14 protein-coding genes are annotated in these 18,868 nt (G+C 38.0%); 12 read left to right on the plus strand and 2 right to left on the minus strand.

What is annotated here, in order from left to right; all coding sequences use genetic code 11:
• Positions 1 to 261 precede the first annotated feature (261 nt).
• The 12 genes from B154_RS0111815 (at position 262) to B154_RS0111870 (ending at position 17,225) form a co-directional block, all read left to right on the plus strand.
• Positions 262 to 3,099, plus strand: coding sequence for a TonB-dependent receptor (locus tag B154_RS0111815; RefSeq protein WP_018614455.1), 2,838 nt, complete (start codon positions 262 to 264; stop codon positions 3,097 to 3,099).
• 192 nt (positions 3,100 to 3,291) lie between these two features.
• Complete coding sequence (locus tag B154_RS0111820; RefSeq protein WP_026260135.1) at positions 3,292 to 5,799, plus strand: M14 metallopeptidase family protein; 2,508 nt, start codon at positions 3,292 to 3,294, stop codon at positions 5,797 to 5,799.
• 336 nt (positions 5,800 to 6,135) lie between these two features.
• Complete coding sequence (gene hisG / locus B154_RS0111825; RefSeq protein WP_018614458.1) at positions 6,136 to 6,990, plus strand: ATP phosphoribosyltransferase; 855 nt, start codon at positions 6,136 to 6,138, stop codon at positions 6,988 to 6,990.
• Between the two features lie 240 nt (positions 6,991 to 7,230).
• A complete protein-coding gene (locus B154_RS0111830) occupies positions 7,231 to 7,764 on the plus strand; it encodes a GNAT family N-acetyltransferase (RefSeq protein WP_018614460.1) in 534 nt (177 codons plus the stop codon).
• Positions 7,758 to 9,041: a histidinol dehydrogenase gene (hisD, locus tag B154_RS0111835; protein WP_018614461.1), complete on the plus strand. Its 1,284-nt coding sequence runs from the start codon at positions 7,758 to 7,760 to the stop codon at positions 9,039 to 9,041. The genes B154_RS0111830 and hisD overlap by 7 nt, the downstream gene beginning before the upstream one ends.
• Before the next feature lie 87 nt (positions 9,042 to 9,128).
• Positions 9,129 to 10,199 carry a histidinol-phosphate transaminase gene (gene hisC, locus B154_RS0111840; protein WP_018614462.1) on the plus strand — a complete coding sequence of 357 codons (1,071 nt, stop codon included), beginning with the start codon at positions 9,129 to 9,131 and terminating at the stop codon, positions 10,197 to 10,199.
• A 14-nt stretch (positions 10,200 to 10,213) separates the two neighbouring features.
• Positions 10,214 to 11,500 (plus strand): PQQ-dependent sugar dehydrogenase, encoded by a 1,287-nt coding sequence (locus tag B154_RS0111845; protein ID WP_018614463.1) that lies wholly within the window; start codon positions 10,214 to 10,216, stop codon positions 11,498 to 11,500.
• Between the two features lies 1 nt (position 11,501).
• Positions 11,502 to 11,921, plus strand: coding sequence for a c-type cytochrome (locus B154_RS0111850; protein ID WP_018614464.1), 420 nt, complete (start codon positions 11,502 to 11,504; stop codon positions 11,919 to 11,921).
• 136 nt (positions 11,922 to 12,057) lie between these two features.
• A complete protein-coding gene (gene hisB / locus B154_RS0111855; protein ID WP_026260137.1) occupies positions 12,058 to 13,197 on the plus strand; it encodes a bifunctional histidinol-phosphatase/imidazoleglycerol-phosphate dehydratase HisB in 1,140 nt (379 codons plus the stop codon).
• Positions 13,198 to 13,332: 135 nt separating this feature from the next.
• Entirely contained in the window at positions 13,333 to 15,288 is a 1,956-nt protein-coding gene (locus tag B154_RS0111860; protein WP_026260138.1) for an ABC-F family ATP-binding cassette domain-containing protein, read from the plus strand.
• A gap of 38 nt (positions 15,289 to 15,326) precedes the next feature.
• Positions 15,327 to 15,848 carry a hypothetical protein gene (locus B154_RS0111865; protein WP_018614467.1) on the plus strand — a complete coding sequence of 174 codons (522 nt, stop codon included), beginning with the start codon at positions 15,327 to 15,329 and terminating at the stop codon, positions 15,846 to 15,848.
• 165 nt (positions 15,849 to 16,013) lie between these two features.
• On the plus strand, positions 16,014 to 17,225 hold the full coding sequence (locus B154_RS0111870) for an MFS transporter (RefSeq protein WP_018614468.1): 1,212 nt from the start codon (positions 16,014 to 16,016) through the stop codon (positions 17,223 to 17,225).
• A 139-nt stretch (positions 17,226 to 17,364) separates the two neighbouring features.
• Here the strand turns inward: B154_RS0111870 and bamJ are convergent, their stop codons facing one another.
• Positions 17,365 to 17,811, minus strand: coding sequence for a BamJ family beta-barrel-assembly machinery protein (gene bamJ / locus B154_RS28405; protein ID WP_342664113.1), 447 nt, complete (start codon positions 17,809 to 17,811; stop codon positions 17,365 to 17,367).
• Between the two features lie 92 nt (positions 17,812 to 17,903).
• Entirely contained in the window at positions 17,904 to 18,716 is an 813-nt protein-coding gene (locus B154_RS0111880) for a glutaminyl-peptide cyclotransferase (protein WP_018614470.1), read from the minus strand.
• Positions 18,717 to 18,868: the final 152 nt, after the last annotated feature.

Below are 18,868 nucleotides of genomic sequence, written 5' to 3' on the forward strand. Positions count from 1 at the left end.
GATGAAGATGTATAAAAAAATTGAGATTGGAAAATTAGTTACTTTTTGCTTCCAGTCATCAAAGCGCAATATGTTTAAAAAATAAGATGCAGCATTTTACGTTGTTTATTGCTCCATATTGTTATTTAGCACAAGAGTGACAGGCCACTCTGCTGCTGTATAAAAAGATTATTACCAAAGCGTATACTCCTTATTGAGGATATATGAACTCTTTCTGTTTTTTTCGAATCTGTAAAAAATATTCATTTAAAAACCACCAATATGACTTCATATTCTACCATCTGCAGATTTACAGCGTTATTTGGTTTTTGCATTATTATTTGCACGGCTACTAGAGCTCAATCTGTAATTAAAGGAACGGTAAAAAACGCAAACCTGGAACCCTTGTCAGGTGCATCGGTCATAATACAAGGTTCTAAAAAAGGAACTACTACTGATAATAATGGCACTTATACCCTTTCTGTAACTCCTGGCAGGCACACACTTATTGTTTCTTATGTTGGCCTGGCGACACAACATTTTGATGTAACTGTTACCGCAGCCGAAACAACGCAGGATGCCGTGCTTATGGATGCAGTAGACTTAAGTATGGTAACTGTAATCGGTTCGCGAAATGTATCACGTACAAGAACTGAAACAGCAGTACCTGTCGATGTCATTCCTGTTTCACAGGTTATTAATGAAATAGGACAGGTAGATTTAAATCAAATTCTTACTTTTATTGCTCCTTCATTTCAATCTTCGCGGCAAACCGTTTCTGATGGCACCGATCATGTTGACCCGGCTCAGTTAAGAGGTTTGGGAACAGACCAGGTTTTGGTATTGGTAAATGGAAAACGACGCCATCAATCTGCCTTGGTAAATGTGAATGGAACAATAAACCGTGGACAAGTAAGTACTGATTTGAGTGCAATTCCTGCAACGGCGATAGAGAGAATCGAAATTTTGCGGGATGGTGCTGCCGCTCAATATGGTTCAGATGCAATTGCTGGAGTTATAAACATTGTTTTGAAGAAGAAGACAGGTTTACTTGAAGCGGGCGTAAGCTACGGTGAGAATATTACAAGCTATCCTAAAAACTATGCTTTATATAAAACCACCGCCAATAGTTCAGACCCTAATGTGAAGGTGAATGACGGCGGAACATTTCAAGGTTCACTCGGGTATGGATTTAACATAGGCAAAGGCTATCTAAATCTCACCGGTGAATATATTAGCAGGCAAGCGACTAACAGAACCGGCACTTATACAGGTCAAATTTACCCTGCGGTAAACGGAGTAGTCAGGGATGACTCAATTATGCAGGCAAAAGGTACCAACAGGAATACATTTGATATGGTCGTGGGTAACTCTGCCATGAAAAGCGGAGCTGGTGCTTATAACTTTGGTTATCCAATAAGTGATAATACTGAAATATATGCCTTTGGTACTTTTAGCAAGAAAAATGGTGAGGCCGCCGGGGTTTATCGCTATCCAACCAGTATTGTAAGTAATGCAAAAGTTTATGCACCCAATGTTTTTGCTGTTTACCCAAATGGTTTCTTGCCCCAGATACATTCTAATATTATAGATTTTTCTACTGCCGTTGGTTTGCGAACTAAATTCAACGGCTGGAATTTTGACCTCAGCAACACTTTTGGAATTAATACATTTGATTTCGGTGTTGAAAACTCAGTTAATTATAGCCAGTTTGCAATTGCCGGAAATAACCAGACCAAATTTGATGCAGGTGGATTAAAATTCTGGCAAAACACGGTAAACGCAGATTTCTCTAAAAAATATAATTACCTGGAAGGGCTTAATGTGGCCGCAGGAGCAGAATACCGGATTGATGCTTTTGGAATAAAAAGTGGTGAAGAAGCATCTTATAAAAACTTTGATGTGCCGTCCGGTGCTCAATCCGGTGCACAGGTATTTGCCGGTTTTATAAACACGCTGGGAAATACCAAAACAAGAAATTCTCAGTCAATTTATTTAGATGTAGAGCAGGATGTTACAAAAAAGCTTCTATTAACAGGTGCATTGCGATTTGAGCATTACAGTGACTTTGGTTCTACGCTTAATTTTAAGTTCTCAGGCCGTTATAAAATAAGCGACTTTTTAAGTGTAAGAGGATCTATCAGTTCAGGTTTTCGTGCTCCTTCTATGCAGCAGAAGTATTATTCAAAAACAAATACTTTGTTTGTTTCTCAAATGGGTACTCTCGTGCAGCAAGAAAGCGGGACCTTTACTAATGACAGCAAAGCAGCCCAAATTCTTGGCATTCCAAAGCTTAAACAGGAAACCAGTAATAATTATTCGGTTGGCTTAACGGCAAAACCGTTCAAAGGATTCGAAATAACAGTAGACGCATACCAGATTGATATTAAAAACCGCATCATCCTGACAAATAATTTTACAGGTGGGTCCGATTCTTTGTTAAAACAAGAACTCCTTGCTGCTGGCGCTACAACAGCTAACTTCTTTACCAATGCGATCGATACACGCTCAAAAGGACTGGAGGCTGTTCTTTCTTATAATACTAATTTTTCTGCAAAGCAATCGTTGCGAACAACATTGGCAATGACTTTTATTGATAATGAAGTTAAGAAAGATGCCGCCGGAAAGGTCATTATTCACGCATCTGATATACTGGTCAATAGCGGTCAGTTAGGGAACTACTATAATCGTGAAGATCAAAGCCGCATGGAAGTTGCGAGTCCAAAAAATAAAATTACGTTAGGTTTTAATTATAAGTACAGCAAATTTGCTGCAATGGTGCGTGTTGTACGGTTTGGTGAAGTAACCTATCTTGATCCATCTAATCCTTCTGCACCTACAATTATAAACAATGCTTTTACAGGAAAGTCTGAAAGTACAGACCAGACATTTTCGGCTAAAACAGTAACCGATATTTCATTGTCTTATGATATTTTAAATTCTTTGACTGCCACTATTGGTGCCAACAATATATTCGATGTGTACCCCGACCTGCAAAGTCACAGCAGCAACATGAGTAGTGGACGCTTTATATATAGCCGGCGTGTTATGCAAATGGGTTTCAACGGAGCCTATTATTTTGCCCGTTTAAAATTTAGCCTCGATACCAGAAAAAAGTAACTCGATGTATTTTAGTAAAAAAGCTACTGTCTAAAAAGTACAGTAGCTTTTTTATTTCTTTCATTAGTACATCAAAGCAAAAAACAAAAATTTAGGCGAGTTCGAAATAATAACACATATATGCTCAGAAAATTTTCGATTTATTGGGCATGTTTTTTTACTTTACCTACTTTCGCGCCTTTATTTGATTATATGAAAAAATGTTTTTTAGTATTCTTTATTTCTGTTATTTGTTTAGTGTCTAAAGCACAGGGACTTCAATCTCCCGAACAATTTCTTGGCTATAAAATTGGAACTCATTACACACCTCACTACAAAATTGTAAATTATGTAAAAGCTGTTGCTCAGGCAAAGCCTGATATGGTTAAGGTAGAAAAGTATGGTGAAACTAACGAAGGTAGAGAATTGCTTGTCGCTTATATTGCTTCGCCTGAGAATTTAAAACGACTGGACGAAATCCGTCAGAATAACCTTCGTATTTCCGGTATCGAAAAAGACAAACCGGCTTCAATAGATAATGCACCTGCTATAGTCTGGCTTAGCTACAATGTGCATGGCAACGAAACTTCTTCATCAGAGGCAGCAATGCTGACTTTATATACGCTTGTTAATCCTTCAAATGCAAAAAGCACAGAATGGCTGAAAAACACAGTTATTATCATCGATCCCTGCATCAATCCTGATGGAAGAGACAGGTACGTAAACTGGTTTAATTCTATAGAAGGCAAAAACATTAACCCAGATCCACAATCGAGAGAGCACCAGGAGCCATGGCCCGGCGGAAGAAGCAATCACTATAATTTTGACCTTAACAGGGATTGGGCCTGGCAAACACAAATAGAAACGCAGCAACGCGTGGCAAAATACAATCAATGGCTTCCGCAAATACACGTAGATTTTCATGAGCAGAGTTATAACAATCCATATTATTTTGCTCCTGCAGCAGAGCCTTACCACGAAGTGATAACACCGTGGCAAAGAGAATTTCAAAATACTATTGGACGCAACAATGCAAAATACTTTGACCAAAATGGCTGGCTGTTTTTTACCAAAGAAAGGTTTGATTTGTTTTATCCATCTTATGGCGATACATACCCCTTGTACAATGGAGCGATTGGCATGACGTACGAACAGGGTGGAGGGCCTCGCGGAGGATTGGCTGTAATAACAAATGCGGGTGACACGTTAACACTTGTAGACAGGGTTAATCACCATTATACTACAGGTTTATCTACAATAGAGGTAGCGTCTCAAAATGCAAAAAGATTGGTTACAGAATATAAAAAGTTTTTTGACGACAGCAGGGCAGGCACAGGGAATGTAAACAAAACATACATTCTTACATCTGATAATGCAGCTAAAATCAACAGTATTGCTCATCTTCTGCAACTAAATGAAATTGAATTTGGTACGACTGCAAATGCTGGCTTTTCCGGCATAAATTATTCGAGTGGAAAAGAGGAAAAAGGACAATTAAAAAAATACACTATTGCCGTAAATACTTTGCAGCCAAAATCTGTTTTAGCAAGAGTATTGTTAGAGCCAAAAACAAAGCTGGCAGATTCTGTAACATATGATATTACAGCCTGGTCGTTGCCTTATGTTTACAATGTTGATGCTTATGCGGTTAAAAATGCAATTTCGTTGCTGCCTTATACTGCACCTTCCGGAACAAAATCAATTCCTGCATCACCATATGGATATTTAATAAAATATAATTCTGTTAATAGTGTCAGATTTCTTGGTCAGTTGCTGAAGCAAGGCATTAAAGTACGATATTCCGAAAAGCCTTTCACTTATAATCAAACGGTGTACGACAGGGGTACATTAATAGTGCTTGAGAATGGAAACCCTGGAAATCTTTCATCTGTATTGAGCAATCTTACTGCAAATAATGAAGTAGAAATTGAGTCTGTTTCTACTGGCTTTATGGATAAAGGCCCTGATTTTGGATCACCTGATATTAAAGTGATTCAAAGGCCGAAAGTAGCGTTGATTACGGGCGAACAAACATCTTCACTGGCGGCGGGAGAGATCTGGCACTTCTTCGAACAACAAATTAATTACCCGGTAACTTTAATTAACGCAGCTGATTTAAGCAGGACTGTATTGAAGGATTATAATGTTTTAATAATTCCCGATGGCAATTACAAAAATCTTTTAGAAAAAAATGTGTCTGACAAGTTGAAGCAGTTTGTAAATAATGGGGGCAATTTGATAGCCCTTGAAAATGCCGTTCGTCAACTGGCTTCAGCAGACTGGAACATCAAATTAAAAGAAGACAAAGATGAGGATTCTGCAAAAGAAAAGAACAATTATACTGCTTTAAAAAAATATGAAAATCGCCAGCGTGATGAGTTAGCAGAAAGTATTCCGGGAGCCATTTATAAAGTACAGTTAGATAATACACATCCTCTTGCTTTTGGATATCCTGATACTTATTACACTTTAAAGCAGGATGCAAATGTTTATGAATTCTTAAAGGATGGCTGGAATGTCGGCGTTATTAAAAAGAGTAATTATGTAACAGGCTTTGCAGGAACCAAGGTAAAAAGTCAATTAAAAGACGGATTAATATTTGGCGTTACAAGCATAGGAAGCGGATCTGTTGTTTTTCTTGCAGATAATCCACTGTTCCGTGAGTTTTGGGAAGGTGGTAAATTGCTTTTTTCGAATGCTGTTTTTCTTGTAGGGCAGTAAAAATAAGAAGCTAAAGAGGGAAGTGAGGAGAAAGGTAAAGGGTTGAATCATGTCACCTGTAAACAATCATTCATCATCTTTTTTTGGTACTACGAAATCCAATGTTATCTTTGCCACATGAAAATTGATCTGCATAACCATCACCATCATTTCTTACTGTAAAATGTAAGCCGGTGTTGTATTGTGCATTCACTATAAAACATGTAAGGGCTTACCGCACGGTAGGCCTTTTTTATTGTGAGAAAATGGGTTGAGAAGGAAGTGGAATGTTTGGAAGAAAATAAAGATGCTTATTTTATATTACCTGCAAAACGGGGTTAAAAAATCAAAGAAAATATGGTTCTTAAAATTGCTATACAAAAGTCTGGAAGGCTTAATGAAGACAGTATGAAGCTGCTAAAAGAATGCGGTATTGATATTGCAAATGGTGTAAATAAGCTAAAGGCAGAAGCAAATAACTTCCCTCTTGAAGTTTACTTTTTACGTGATGACGATATACCCCAATATGTAGAAGATGGTGTAGCTGATATAGGATTTGTAGGTGAAAATGTTGTGTATGAAAAAAATAAAAAGGTGCAGGTTGTAGAGCAGCTGGGGTTTGGTAAATGTCGGCTTAGTATAGCGGTAGCGCGTAATGAAGAATATAATGATGTAAATTTTTTACATGGAAAACGCATAGCAACCAGCTACCCGGTCATCGTGAAAAAATTTATGCAAGAAAGAGGCGTTGAGGCGGAAATTCATGAAATAAGCGGTAGCGTTGAAATTGCTCCGGGCATCGGTTTGGCTCACGCGATTTGTGACCTCGTTAGCAGCGGCTCTACATTATTTATGAATGGCTTGAAGGAGGTTGAAACTATTTTACGTTCCCAGGCAGTGCTTATTAAAAGCATAGGTTTCACCGAAGAAAAGCAAAGGCTTCTTGACAAGCTGCTATTTAGAATTAAGGCTGTTAAAAAAGCTAAAAACAATAAATACGTTCTTTTAAATGCGCCTGATGATAAACTTGATGAAATAATTCGCCTTTTGCCTGGCATGAAAAGTCCATCGGTTTTACCTTTGGCTCAAAGCGGGTGGAGCAGCGTTCATAGCGTACTAAATGAAAATGATTTTTGGGATATAATAGAAAAATTAAAAGAAGCTGGTGCACAAGGCATATTGGTTGTGCCGATTGAGAAGATGATTGTGTGAAACTGGGATGCATAGGATCATTTGGATTTATGGGATTATTTTGGGTGTTGCGGGCTCGGAAGGGAATTGTTGGAACCCTGATTACTGAGATATTAAGGACAAAGTATTATGTAAAATGATTTGCAATAGATTATGTAGAATTGAGAGGATTGATTAAAATTGTTATTACAAAGAGAATTAAAAAAATAAAAAGTCCCGTTAAGATTTGCCGATAAAACGGAGCGTCGCAACAATGATGGTTTGAAAAAATCAGGCTGGTATCAAAAGAAAAGAGACGAAAATAATTATAATAAAGAAATGGAAGATTTGACGATTTTAGATTACGAGGAAGGAATGCTTGATGAGATGATGCAATTGTTTTATGACACTGTACATACTGTCAATGCACGCGATTATAGAAAGGACCAGTTAAATCGTTGGGCACCTTTAGATGTTGATAAAAAGTTTTGGCAACAGCGGCTTAAAAGAAATGTGTGTAAAGTAGCTTTTATAAATAATATAATGGTTGGTTTTACAGAGCTGGAAGATGAGCATGTTGAGACAATGTATGTTCACAAAGATTTTCAGCGTAGAAAAGTTGCGGCAAACCTGATAGATGAGTTATTGCAGATAGCTAGTGAAAGAAAGTACAGTGTTTTAACGACCGAAGCAAGTGTTACGGCAAAGCCTTTTTTTGAGGCATTTGGATTTCAGGTGACAAGGGTAAAGAAGAAGCTTTTCAACGGCAAAGACTTTACGAATTTTCAAATGACAAAAGACCTTTCATTATGTTAACAGTGTATGAGTACCCGGAAAAAAAAACGTGGAAAAGTTTATTAGTAAGACCGGGATTCGATGATTCGTCTTTGGAAGCAAGTGTATCAAACATTTTAAAGGAAGTAAAACAAAATGGCGATGAGGCCGTAAAAAGATTTGCTACCATGTTTGATAAAGTAACCATTAAAAGCTTCCTGGTTACAACCGAAGAAATAAATGCTGCGGCTTCGTTAATTGATGATAAGCTGAAACAAGCTATTGAACAGGCAAAATCAAACATTGAAAGATTTCACCAGCCACAGTTGCAGGCGGAAGAGCCCATAGAAACATTGCCTGGTATAAAATGCTGGAGAAAATCAGTCGCGATAGAGAAAGTAGGTTTATATATTCCCGGAGGTTCTGCGCCTTTGTTTTCAACATTGCTGATGTTGGGAGTTCCTGCTAAGATTGCAGGTTGCAAAAACATTATTTTGTGCTCTCCGCCTAACCGCGAAGGCAAACTTCATCCGGCAATTTTGTATGCAGCAAAGCTGGTAGGAGTAACGCAAATTTTTAAGGCAGGGGGGGCGCAGGCGATTGGCGCTATGGCTTATGGTACTGCCACTATTCCTAAGGTGTATAAAATATTTGGGCCGGGAAATAGATATGTAACTTATGCAAAGCAGTTGGTTCAAAAAGATGGAATAGCGATTGATATGCCCGCCGGCCCAAGTGAAGTTGCTGTATTAGCAGATGAAACTGCAAATGCTTCTTTTGTAGCGGCAGACCTTTTATCGCAGGCCGAACATGGAAATGATAGCCAGGCAATATTAGTGACCACTTCTGAAATTTTGGCGACAGATACAAAAGCTGAAATTGAAAAACAACTTGCTGTTTTGCCAAGAAAAGGCATTGCAGAAGATGCCATTAAAAACAGCAGGATCTTTTTGGTTAAAAGTATAAAAGAAGGCATTGAGCTGATAAATGAATATGCACCTGAGCATTTGATTATTAGCTGTAATGACGATGAAACAATTGCTGAAAAAATAGTCAACGCTGGGTCTGTTTTCCTTGGAAATTATTCTCCTGAAAGTGTTGGTGACTATGCAAGTGGCACCAATCATACTTTGCCTACAAACGGTTATGCAAAAGCTTACAGCGGGGTTAGTGTTGATAGTTTTATTAAGAAAATAACTTTTCAGAAGCTTTCCAGGGAAGGCTTGCAGGAAATAAGCAAAACAGTTGAACTTATGGCTGAAGCTGAAGGACTGGAAGCACACGTAAATGCAGTGAGAGTGAGACTTTCAAATGAATAAAAAAGAGACGCAAAAGAAAAATTACCAAAGAATCCCAGCTTGTTAATGTTTTAGTCTTTATAGCAATAAGTATAACATAAAAATTAAATGTTCGATTTAAACAAATTAATAAGAGAAAATATAAAAAGACTTACACCTTATTCTTCGGCGCGAGATGAGTTTAGTGGAGAGGCTAAGGTGTTTTTAGACGCGAATGAAAATGCTTTGGGTTCTCCTTTGCTAAAATGGTACAACCGGTATCCTGACCCACACCAGGTGAAGGTAAAAGAAGCCATTTCTAAAGTAAAGTCTGTACCCCCGGAAAAAATATTTTTGGGAAACGGAAGTGATGAATGTATAGACCTTTTGTTTCGTTGTTTTTGCAATCCAGGAAAAGATAATACAGTCATTTGCCCGCCTACTTACGGAATGTATGAAGTAAGCGCAAACATAAACGATGTGGAAATCAGGAAGGCGCCGTTACTGGATGACTTTCAGCTTGATTTAGTGCATTTAGAAAACCTGGTTGATGAAAATACAAAGCTCATTTGGATTTGTTCTCCCAACAATCCTACGGCAAACTCCATGGACAGGGAAGATATCGAGACCATTTTAAACAACTTCGACGGCCTTGTTGTTGTTGATGAAGCATATATCAACTTTTCAAGGCAGAAGTCTTTTATACAGGAATTAAATGATTATCCAAATCTTGTTGTCTTACAAACATTTAGCAAAGCGTGGGGCCTTGCTGGATTACGTTTAGGTATGGCTTTTGCATCCGAAGAAATAATTGAGATTTTAAACCGGGTAAAGCCGCCTTATAACATCAATCAGGTGACACAGGAACTGGCACTAAAAGCTTTGGAGGAAGTCGGGCAGGTTAATGACATGATTAAAGAGCTGGTGCAAATGAGGATAGCCTTGAAAGGGGTGTTTGAAAAAATTCCTTTTGTACTAAAAGTATACCCATCAGATGCAAATTTTCTTTTGGTAAAAATGCATAATGCAAGAAAAGTGTACGAGTTTTTATTATCGCGTGGTATTGTTGTAAGAGACCGAAGCAATGTCAAGTTATGTGATGACTGCCTTCGGATAACCGTAGGTACAGAAGAAGAAAATACAGAATTGATCGAAGCGCTGATGGATTGGTATGTTGAAACAAAACAAGTAAAAACTTAAATAAAACTATAATAATGAAACATTTTTTTAAAATTGTTTATTGCATAGCTATTCTTTGTATTGCCGATACCAGTTATGCGCAAAGAAAAACTGCTGTTAAAGCTAAGACTACTACTGTTAATGCAGGTCTTAAACTTCCAACAGGTTTTCATGCCTCAATAATAGCACGTGATCTGGGAGTAGCACGGCATATGGCTGTAAATAGCAAAGGTGATATATATGTAAAAATGGACAGGGTAAAAAACAGCGGGGGAATTATAGAACTTTCAAATCCGGCTGACAATGGAATAGCAAGAAAAAAAACAGTATTTGGTGAATATGGCGGAACAGGAATTGCCATAAAAAATGGTTATTTATACGCATCTTCCAATTCCAATATATATCGTTATAAATTGAACGCTGACGAACAGGTTGAAGATACCGGCAAGGCTGAACTTATTGTAAGCGGATTATTAGACCGCGGTCAACACAATTCTAAATCTATTGCTTTAGATAACGACGGAAATATTTATGTAAACATTGGTGCTTACTCCAATTCTTGCCAGGAGCATGACCGTGAAAATGGGTCAAAAGGCATGGATCCGTGCCCGATTTTAGACTCAGCAGGCGGTATCTGGCAGTTTAAAGCGGACAAACAAAATCAAACCTATGGCGATGGTGTTCGTTATGCTACCGGAACAAGAAATGTAGTTGGCCTTGACTGGAATAATGAAATAAATTCTTTATTCGTAATGCAACACGGCAGAGACCAGATAGGTACTATGTTTCCACAATTTTATGAGGCAAAATATGCTGATGAAATACCTGCAGAAGAAATGTTTCTTGTAAAAAAAGGAATGAATTTCGGCTGGCCTTATTGTTATTACGATCCCATGCAAAATAAAAAATTGTTGGCGCCCGAGTATGGCGGCGACGGCAAACAGGTTGGACGTTGTGCAGAAATGGAAAAGCCAGTTGTTGCGTTTCCGGCGCATATGGCGCCAGATGGATTGTTGTTTTATACCGGCAATATGTTTCCCGAAAAATATAAAAATGGCGCATTTATTGCTTTTCACGGATCCTGGAACCGTAATGTAACGGGGCAGGAAGGATATTTTGTGGCATTTGTTCCGTTTAAAGATGGTAAGCCAAGTGGCAAATGGGAAGTTTTTGCTAATGGATTTGCAGGTGTATCAAAAATAGAATCAACAGGAGATGCTAAATATCGTCCGTGCGGGTTAGCCCAGGCTCCTGATGGTTCATTATACGTTTCTGATGATAATAAAGGTAATATCTGGCGTATCACTTATAAGGGAAAATAGTATGAAAAAAATCATTATCACTGGTATTCTTTGTTTACTTGTAGTCGCTTATATTTTTGCACAGGCAAAAAAACAACCGTTGGCACAGGCATCAATAAAACGCGGACAAAAAGTGTTTGAAAGCACCTGTATTGTTTGTCATCAAAAAAACGGTGGTGGAGTGCCAAGATTGAATCCTCCACTGATAAAAACAAAATATGTATTAGGTGACAAATCGCAACTGGTGCAAATTGTATTAAAAGGTCTCAATCAACCGATAGAAATTGAAGGTGAAACTTATAACAATGTTATGCCTTCTTTTGCGCAGTTAACTGACGAACAAATAGCTGATGTGCTTACTTATGTGAGAAACAGTTTCGGCAATAAAGCGTCTGCGGTTACACCTGCTTTGGTAAAAGCTGAGCGGGCGAAAACGCAATAAGTTTTTTGGTAGAAGAAATTAATCTTCTGTTACGCGATCATTTTCAACTGCACCTAATTAATCTTAGGAATACTGCTTCGTCAATTCGAAGTAATATTGATTGAGTTTTTACGTCACTTAATAACTAATATAATTCTTGAAACGAGTACTTTTTATAGACCGCGATGGAACATTAATCGATGAGGCCCCACCAACTTACCAGATTGATAATTTCAACAAGCTCTCCTTTTATCCTCATATGTTTCAATACATGAGAGCGATAGCAACTGAGTTAGATTATGAACTGGTAATGGTTAGTAACCAGGATGGTTTAGGAACGGCGGCATTTCCTGAAGACTCGTTTTGGCCGGTTCAGAATTTTATAGTGAAAAGCCTTGAAAATGAAAATATTCATTTTACTGCCTTTCATTTTGATCGCACTTATCCTGCAGATAATGCACCTACGCGAAAGCCTGCGATAGGTATGTTTACCTCGTATCTGAATAATCCCAATTATGATATTCCAAATTCCTATGTTATTGGCGATAGAATTACAGATGTACAACTTGCCAAAAATTTAGGTTGTAAAGCAATCTGGATAAATAACGATCCTAATCTTGGTGGTGCTGAAATAAAAGATGAAAGGGTGGAGTTGGAAAAAGTAATTTCTCTTGAAACTACGGCATGGAAAGACATTTATGAATTTTTGAAATCAGGCTTGAGAATAGTTCATCACGAGCGAAATACGAATGAGACCAAAATAAGTATTGAATTAAATATTGACGGAAGTGGTAAATCTGAAATTTCAACGGGACTTGGCTTCTTTGATCATATGCTCGACCAAATTGCCCGACACGGAAAAATGGATTTGAAAATTTCTACAAAGGGGGACTTACATATCGATGAACATCATACCATAGAAGATACAGGCATTGCTTTAGGCGAAGCATTTGCAAAGGCCTTAGCAGATAAACGCGGTATGGAGCGATATGGTTTTGCTTTACCAATGGATGAAGCGGAAGCAAAGGTCTTAATAGACTTCGGAGGACGAAACTGGATAGTGTGGAACACTGATTTTAAACGTGAGAAAATAGGAGAGATGCCAACAGAAATGTTCTTTCATTTCTTCAAGTCATTCAGCGATGCTGCTAAGTGCAACCTCAATATAGAATGTAAAGGCGACAATGAACATCATAAAATTGAAGCTATTTTTAAAGCATTTGCTAAAGCGATAAAAATGGCAGTAAAACGAGACCCTTTGAGTAACTATTTACCGTCTACAAAAGGAGTTTTATAATTCCGAAAATAAATTTCCTTACTGATAATCTTTAAGATTGCATTGATCATAAAAAAATCCTTCAAAAAAACTTTGAAGGATTTTTGCATTTCGAGCTTACCCAATCTTCTTTGTCTACCATTACCTTTGCGAAATATGCATTACGTTACAGTTGAGAATTTGACAAAGAGTTTTGGGGTAAATCCCTTGTTCAGTAATATATCTTTCCACATAAATGAGGGTGATAAGATCGCATTGGTTGCCAGGAATGGTGTTGGAAAGAGCACGCTTCTTAAAATTTTAGCAGGTGAAGAAACTCCGGATGAAGGCACTGTCTGGATAAATAAAGATGTTACCGTGGCATTGTTTGAACAGGATCCCAAATTTGATGAATCTAAAACAGTACTTGAAAATATTTTTCATACTGATAATCCTGTTATTACTGCTATCAGGGATTATGAAGCGGCCGTAGATGCTGCGGAGGAAGCTGCAGCATCAGGAAAGGAAGATGACGGGCAAAGCATTAGCGATGCGTTATCGCGTATGGATGATTTGAATGCCTGGAGCTTCGAAAGCAAGGTAAAGGAGATCATGGATAAGCTTAATATTCATCATTTGCATCAACCGGTCGCGAAGCTTAGTGGCGGACAGCGTAAACGTGTTGCGCTTGCCCAAACACTTATCGATATCGGATTTGAACACCAGCATACTTTGCTGATAATGGATGAACCTACCAACCATCTGGATGTGGAGATGATTGAGTGGCTGGAGCATTACCTGAATGGAGAGAACATTACATTATTGCTCGTGACCCATGACCGGTATTTCCTGGATGCAGTTAGTGAGGAAGTGTGGGAGATGGAGCGTAGTGAGCTGCATAGTTACAAAGGCGATTATGCAAACTATCTTGAAAAGAAAACGGCGCGGATAGAAAGTGAGTTAAGCACAATTGATAAGGCTAAAAATACATACCGTAAAGAATTGGAATGGATGCGTAAGCAACCCAAGGCCCGCACCACAAAGAGCAAGAGCAGGCAGGATAATTTTTACGAGGTGGAAGCGCAGGCTAAAAAGAAAATTGAAGATGCCCAGCTTCAGCTTGAGGTCAAGATGACCCGCCTGGGTGGCAAAATCGCTGAATTGAAAAAAGTGTATAAGAGCTATGGCGATAAGGTAATTATGAAAGGGTTTGAATACACCTTCAGCCGGGGCGAAAGGATAGGCGTAGTTGGTAAGAATGGTGTTGGTAAAAGTACCTTTTTAAATATTCTGCAAGGGCTTGAACAACCCGATAGCGGTAAGATAAATATTGGTGATACAGTTGTCTTTGGAAACTTTAGCCAGCAAGGTCTTGAGTTTAAAGAGGATATGCGGGTAATTGAATATGTGAAGACCTTTGCAGAAACTTTTCCATTAGCAAAGGGCGGAAGTATGAGTGCGTCACAATTTCTTGAATTGTTCCTGTTTCCTGGCGATAAGCAATATACTTACCTGAGCAGTCTTAGCGGTGGAGAAAAGAAGCGGTTGCAACTGCTGGTAGTTTTGTTTATGAACCCTAACTTTTTAATCCTTGATGAACCAACGAACGATCTTGACCTGCCAACATTGGGAGTGCTTGAAAATTTCCTGAGTGAATTCCAGGGGTGCGTTATGATAGTCAGCCACGACCGCTATTTTATGGACAGGTTGGTAGATCACTTATTTGTGTTTGAAGGAGACGGAGAAATCAGGGATTTTCCCGGAAACTACACATTGTATCGGGAATGGTTAAAAGCGAATGAAAAGAAGGGTAAGGACAAGTGGGGCGAGTTGGGTAAAATGAAGAGTGAAGGGGTGACCACAGATGCCGCAGCCGGATCGCAGTTACCGGTTTCGGGCAACCAGAAGCAAGTAGCTGGCAACCAGCGGAAACCTACATATAATGAGAAAAAAGAGTTTGAGACCCTGGGAAAGGAGATAGCATTATTGGAGGCCGAGAAAGATAAATTGGAGGCCAGTCTTGCCTCTTTACCCTATGAAGAAATACAAAAGGTAAGTGTGAGAATAGGGGAAATAGGAACGTTGTTGGCCGACAAGGAGATGAGGTGGCTGGAGTTAAGTGAAATTGTCTAAGCCTTGCTTAACAAAAAAAGAACTAACAAAATAGCTTTATGGAATTATTAGGAATCGGCTCAAGAATCAAACATCCCTCTTTCGGTGTTGGAGTAGTTATTCACTTACATAAAAGAATATACGACGTATGTTTTATTGAAGGTGGAATAAAACCTGTGTCAAAAGATTTTAGTGTTGAAATAATTGAAAAAATAGAACCGGAATATACTGTATCATTTAGCGAAGCTGAAGATGCGCTGATAAAGATTTTACGTGAGTGGAGTGACATCACTGAAATTGTATCAATGGGAGATAAGTGGAAAAATGGAACGATGGTGTTAAGACCTGCTGACAAATTATTAAAGGAAAATGAATTTCCAATTGATGTTTTTTTTAATAAAATAGTGATGCTGCGCGACCGATTACGTGTTATGGAGCAAAAGATTAATGCTCACAAGGTACTGACGAACGAAGAAAAGTTTGACCTGCAGCAATATATTACCCGAATTTATGGCAGCTTAACAACTTTTAATGTTTTATTTAAACACAAAGGTGACCAGTTTGAGGGAGTAAAGAGTTAGTAAAAGTTGTAGGCTGACAAGTGCTTCTTGACAGAGTTACGCAATTAATTTAAGTTTAAAAAATGATGATGATGCCTAAATTTCGTTGTACCTGATTTACTCGTTCAACAAAAAATAATAAATAATCTGCGTCATCTGTCAACGGTCATCCGTTACCTGCTTTTCATGCCTGCCATACTGCACTTATACAAAAAAGCCTATAAAGGACTTACTAAGGAAACATGGTACCTGTCGTTGGTTATATTAATTAACCGATCAGGAACAATGGTCATCCCGTTTATGACTATGTACGCCACGCAAAAGCTGGGTTTTAGTATTGCACAGGCTGGTTTTATTATGTCATTTTTTGGAGTGGGTTCTATCATTGGAGCATTCCTTGGCGGTAAAATAACAGATGCGATAGGTTTTCATAAGGTACAATTGTTTGCATTGTTAGGTGGCGGCATTATGTTCATAACCGTTGGTTATCTCAGCACTTATCTTTCGCTTTGCATCGGCATACTGCTGCTGAGTGTTGTAAATGAATCTTTTCGTCCGGCAAATGCAGCAGCAGTAGCTGCCTATAGTAAACCGGAAAACCGTACAAGATCCTATTCTTTAAACAGGTTAGCTATTAACTTAGGCTGGGCTTTTGGTGGCACCCTCGGTGGCTTTCTTGCTGCAAGAAATTATCATGCGTTATTTTGGGTTGACGGACTTACAAACATATCAGCAGCAATTTTATTGATGTTTGTATTGAAAAAAGCTAATAAGGAAAAAGCTATCATTTTAAAAATAAAGGAAGAAAATGTATCAACTGCTCCGTCTGCTTATAAAGACAGGCAATATCTTGTTTTCATAGCGCTTACTATACTTTTTGCTTTTTGTTTTTTCCAGATGTTTACTTTGCTTCCTGTATTTTATAAAACACAACTGGGCATTTCCGAAGACGAGATTGGAATGCTGATGGCAGTTAACGGGCTGATCATCGCATTTGTTGAAATGTTTTTAGTGTATAACCTCGAACGTAAAAGCAAACCTTTAAAGTTTATCAGTTATGGAGTTTGGCTTGTAGCTATTTCCTACGTATTGTTCAACTTGTTGCAAGGTCAATTTATGCTTGCGTTGATATCAATATTAATAATAACAGTGGGGGAGATGTTATCTATGCCCTTCATGAACACCTACTGGATAAGCAGAAGCAGTGAGAGCAACCGCGGACAATATGCCGCCCTGTACAGCATGTCATGGGCAACATCTCAAATTGCAGCTCCATCTATTGGTGGATGGATAGCAGAGAAATATAGTTTTAATGCACTTTTCTGGGTATTGTTTGTTACGGCAGGCCTCTCAGCATTAGGATATAGTTTTCTAATGACAAGAGTTATAATAAAATAAAATGTTTTTGTAAGACTTTCTGGTTTTTCAATTATTTATGAAAAAGGAGAAAACAGTTTAGATTCGTTTTCTCCTTTTTTAAATATAACTAGTTTTCAATATTTAACTCTTAAAAAACCAAATTTCACATGATTTGGTTCTAAACAATATCCAACAATTCGACATCAAAAATCAATGTGCTGTTTGGACCGATAACCGAACCTGTTTGCCTGTTCCCATACGCTAGTGAAGGGTGAAGAAACAGCCTGTATTTACTGCCTACTGACATTAACTGCAAAGCTTCGGTCCAGCCTTTTATAACCATATTTAAAGGGAAAGTAGCAGGTTGACCTCTTTGAACTGAACTGTCAAAAACTGTCCCATCTATCAGTGTTCCATGGTAATGGCATTTTACCTTATCCGTTGCTTTTGGCTTAGCTCCGGTTCCTTCGTTAAGTACTTCGTATTGCAATCCACTTGGAGTGGTGATTACAGATTCTTTATTTTTATTTTGTGCAAGAAATTCTTCTCCTGCTTTCAGATTAGCTTCTGCTTTTTCTGAGTTCATTTTCATCAATTTTTCAAATGCTGACATTATAGAATTAATATTTAATGCAAGATAAGGACTCTTCTACATAAGTTTATTTTCCTTTCTCTAAATGAAATAATTGAAGTGCGATTGTACCTTCAATAGTAAAACTAATTCACTTTCATTTCAAATATCAGCGGCCATTTTTTGCCAGTAATATACATAGATTTTTTAGCGCTGTCATATGCTATTCCGTTCAGTACATAACCTTCGTCAGTATCAACATTTTTTCCAGCTTTCGTCAGTAATCCACTCAGGTCTATCTTGCCTAAAATATGTCCGTTTGCCGGGTCTATTTTTATAATATAGTCTGTCAGGTAAATATTTGCGTATATAGCGCCATTCACATATTCCAGTTCATTTAGATTTCCTACAGGTCCGGTGTTGTCAGATACACCTATAATTCTTTTGATTTTAAAAGTTTCCGGATCGACAATATAAAGGTTGCTTTCTCCTGTGCTTGCAATTAAATCTGTGCCGTTGTTTGTTAATCCCCATCCGTCATGCTCCCATGTTAGTTCCTTTAATTTTTTAAGTGTTTTTGCATCATACACATAGACTTTATGATTCTGCCAGGTAAGCTGATATATTTTATTGTTAAGGATTGTTATTCCTTCTCCGAAAATGGAAGGATCAAGAGCAACTGACTGACTGGCTTTTCCATTTTTAAGATTAACGGTCATAAGGCGGCTGTGCCCTTCGAGTCCTGTACCTTCGTACAAAGTATTGTTTTGCCATATTAGTCCCTGTGTAAAAGACGAGGTATCGTGAGGGTAAGTAGCAACAATGTTATAGCTGATATTCGCCGGAGGCGCTACCGTATTGGGTGTAGCATTTGTTGTTGTATCATTATCGTTAGATGATTTAGTATTGCAGGCTGCAACAGAAAGTGCTAATAAACTAAAAGCTAAAAATTTTTTCATTTTGATTGTCTTAAAACAAAAGTAGCAAAGTTGATGTATGGAAGTGGTTAAAAAATAATTATAGTACACTGCATTGTGCACGAATCAATGTTTTACTATTTGTTTTAACCGAACCTAAACAGTATTTTATTAAAACTGAAAATGAATGGTAT

Origin of the sequence: Segetibacter koreensis DSM 18137, assembly GCF_000374045.1 — a bacterium.
In the GTDB taxonomy this organism is placed as follows: domain Bacteria; phylum Bacteroidota; class Bacteroidia; order Chitinophagales; family Chitinophagaceae; genus Segetibacter; species Segetibacter koreensis.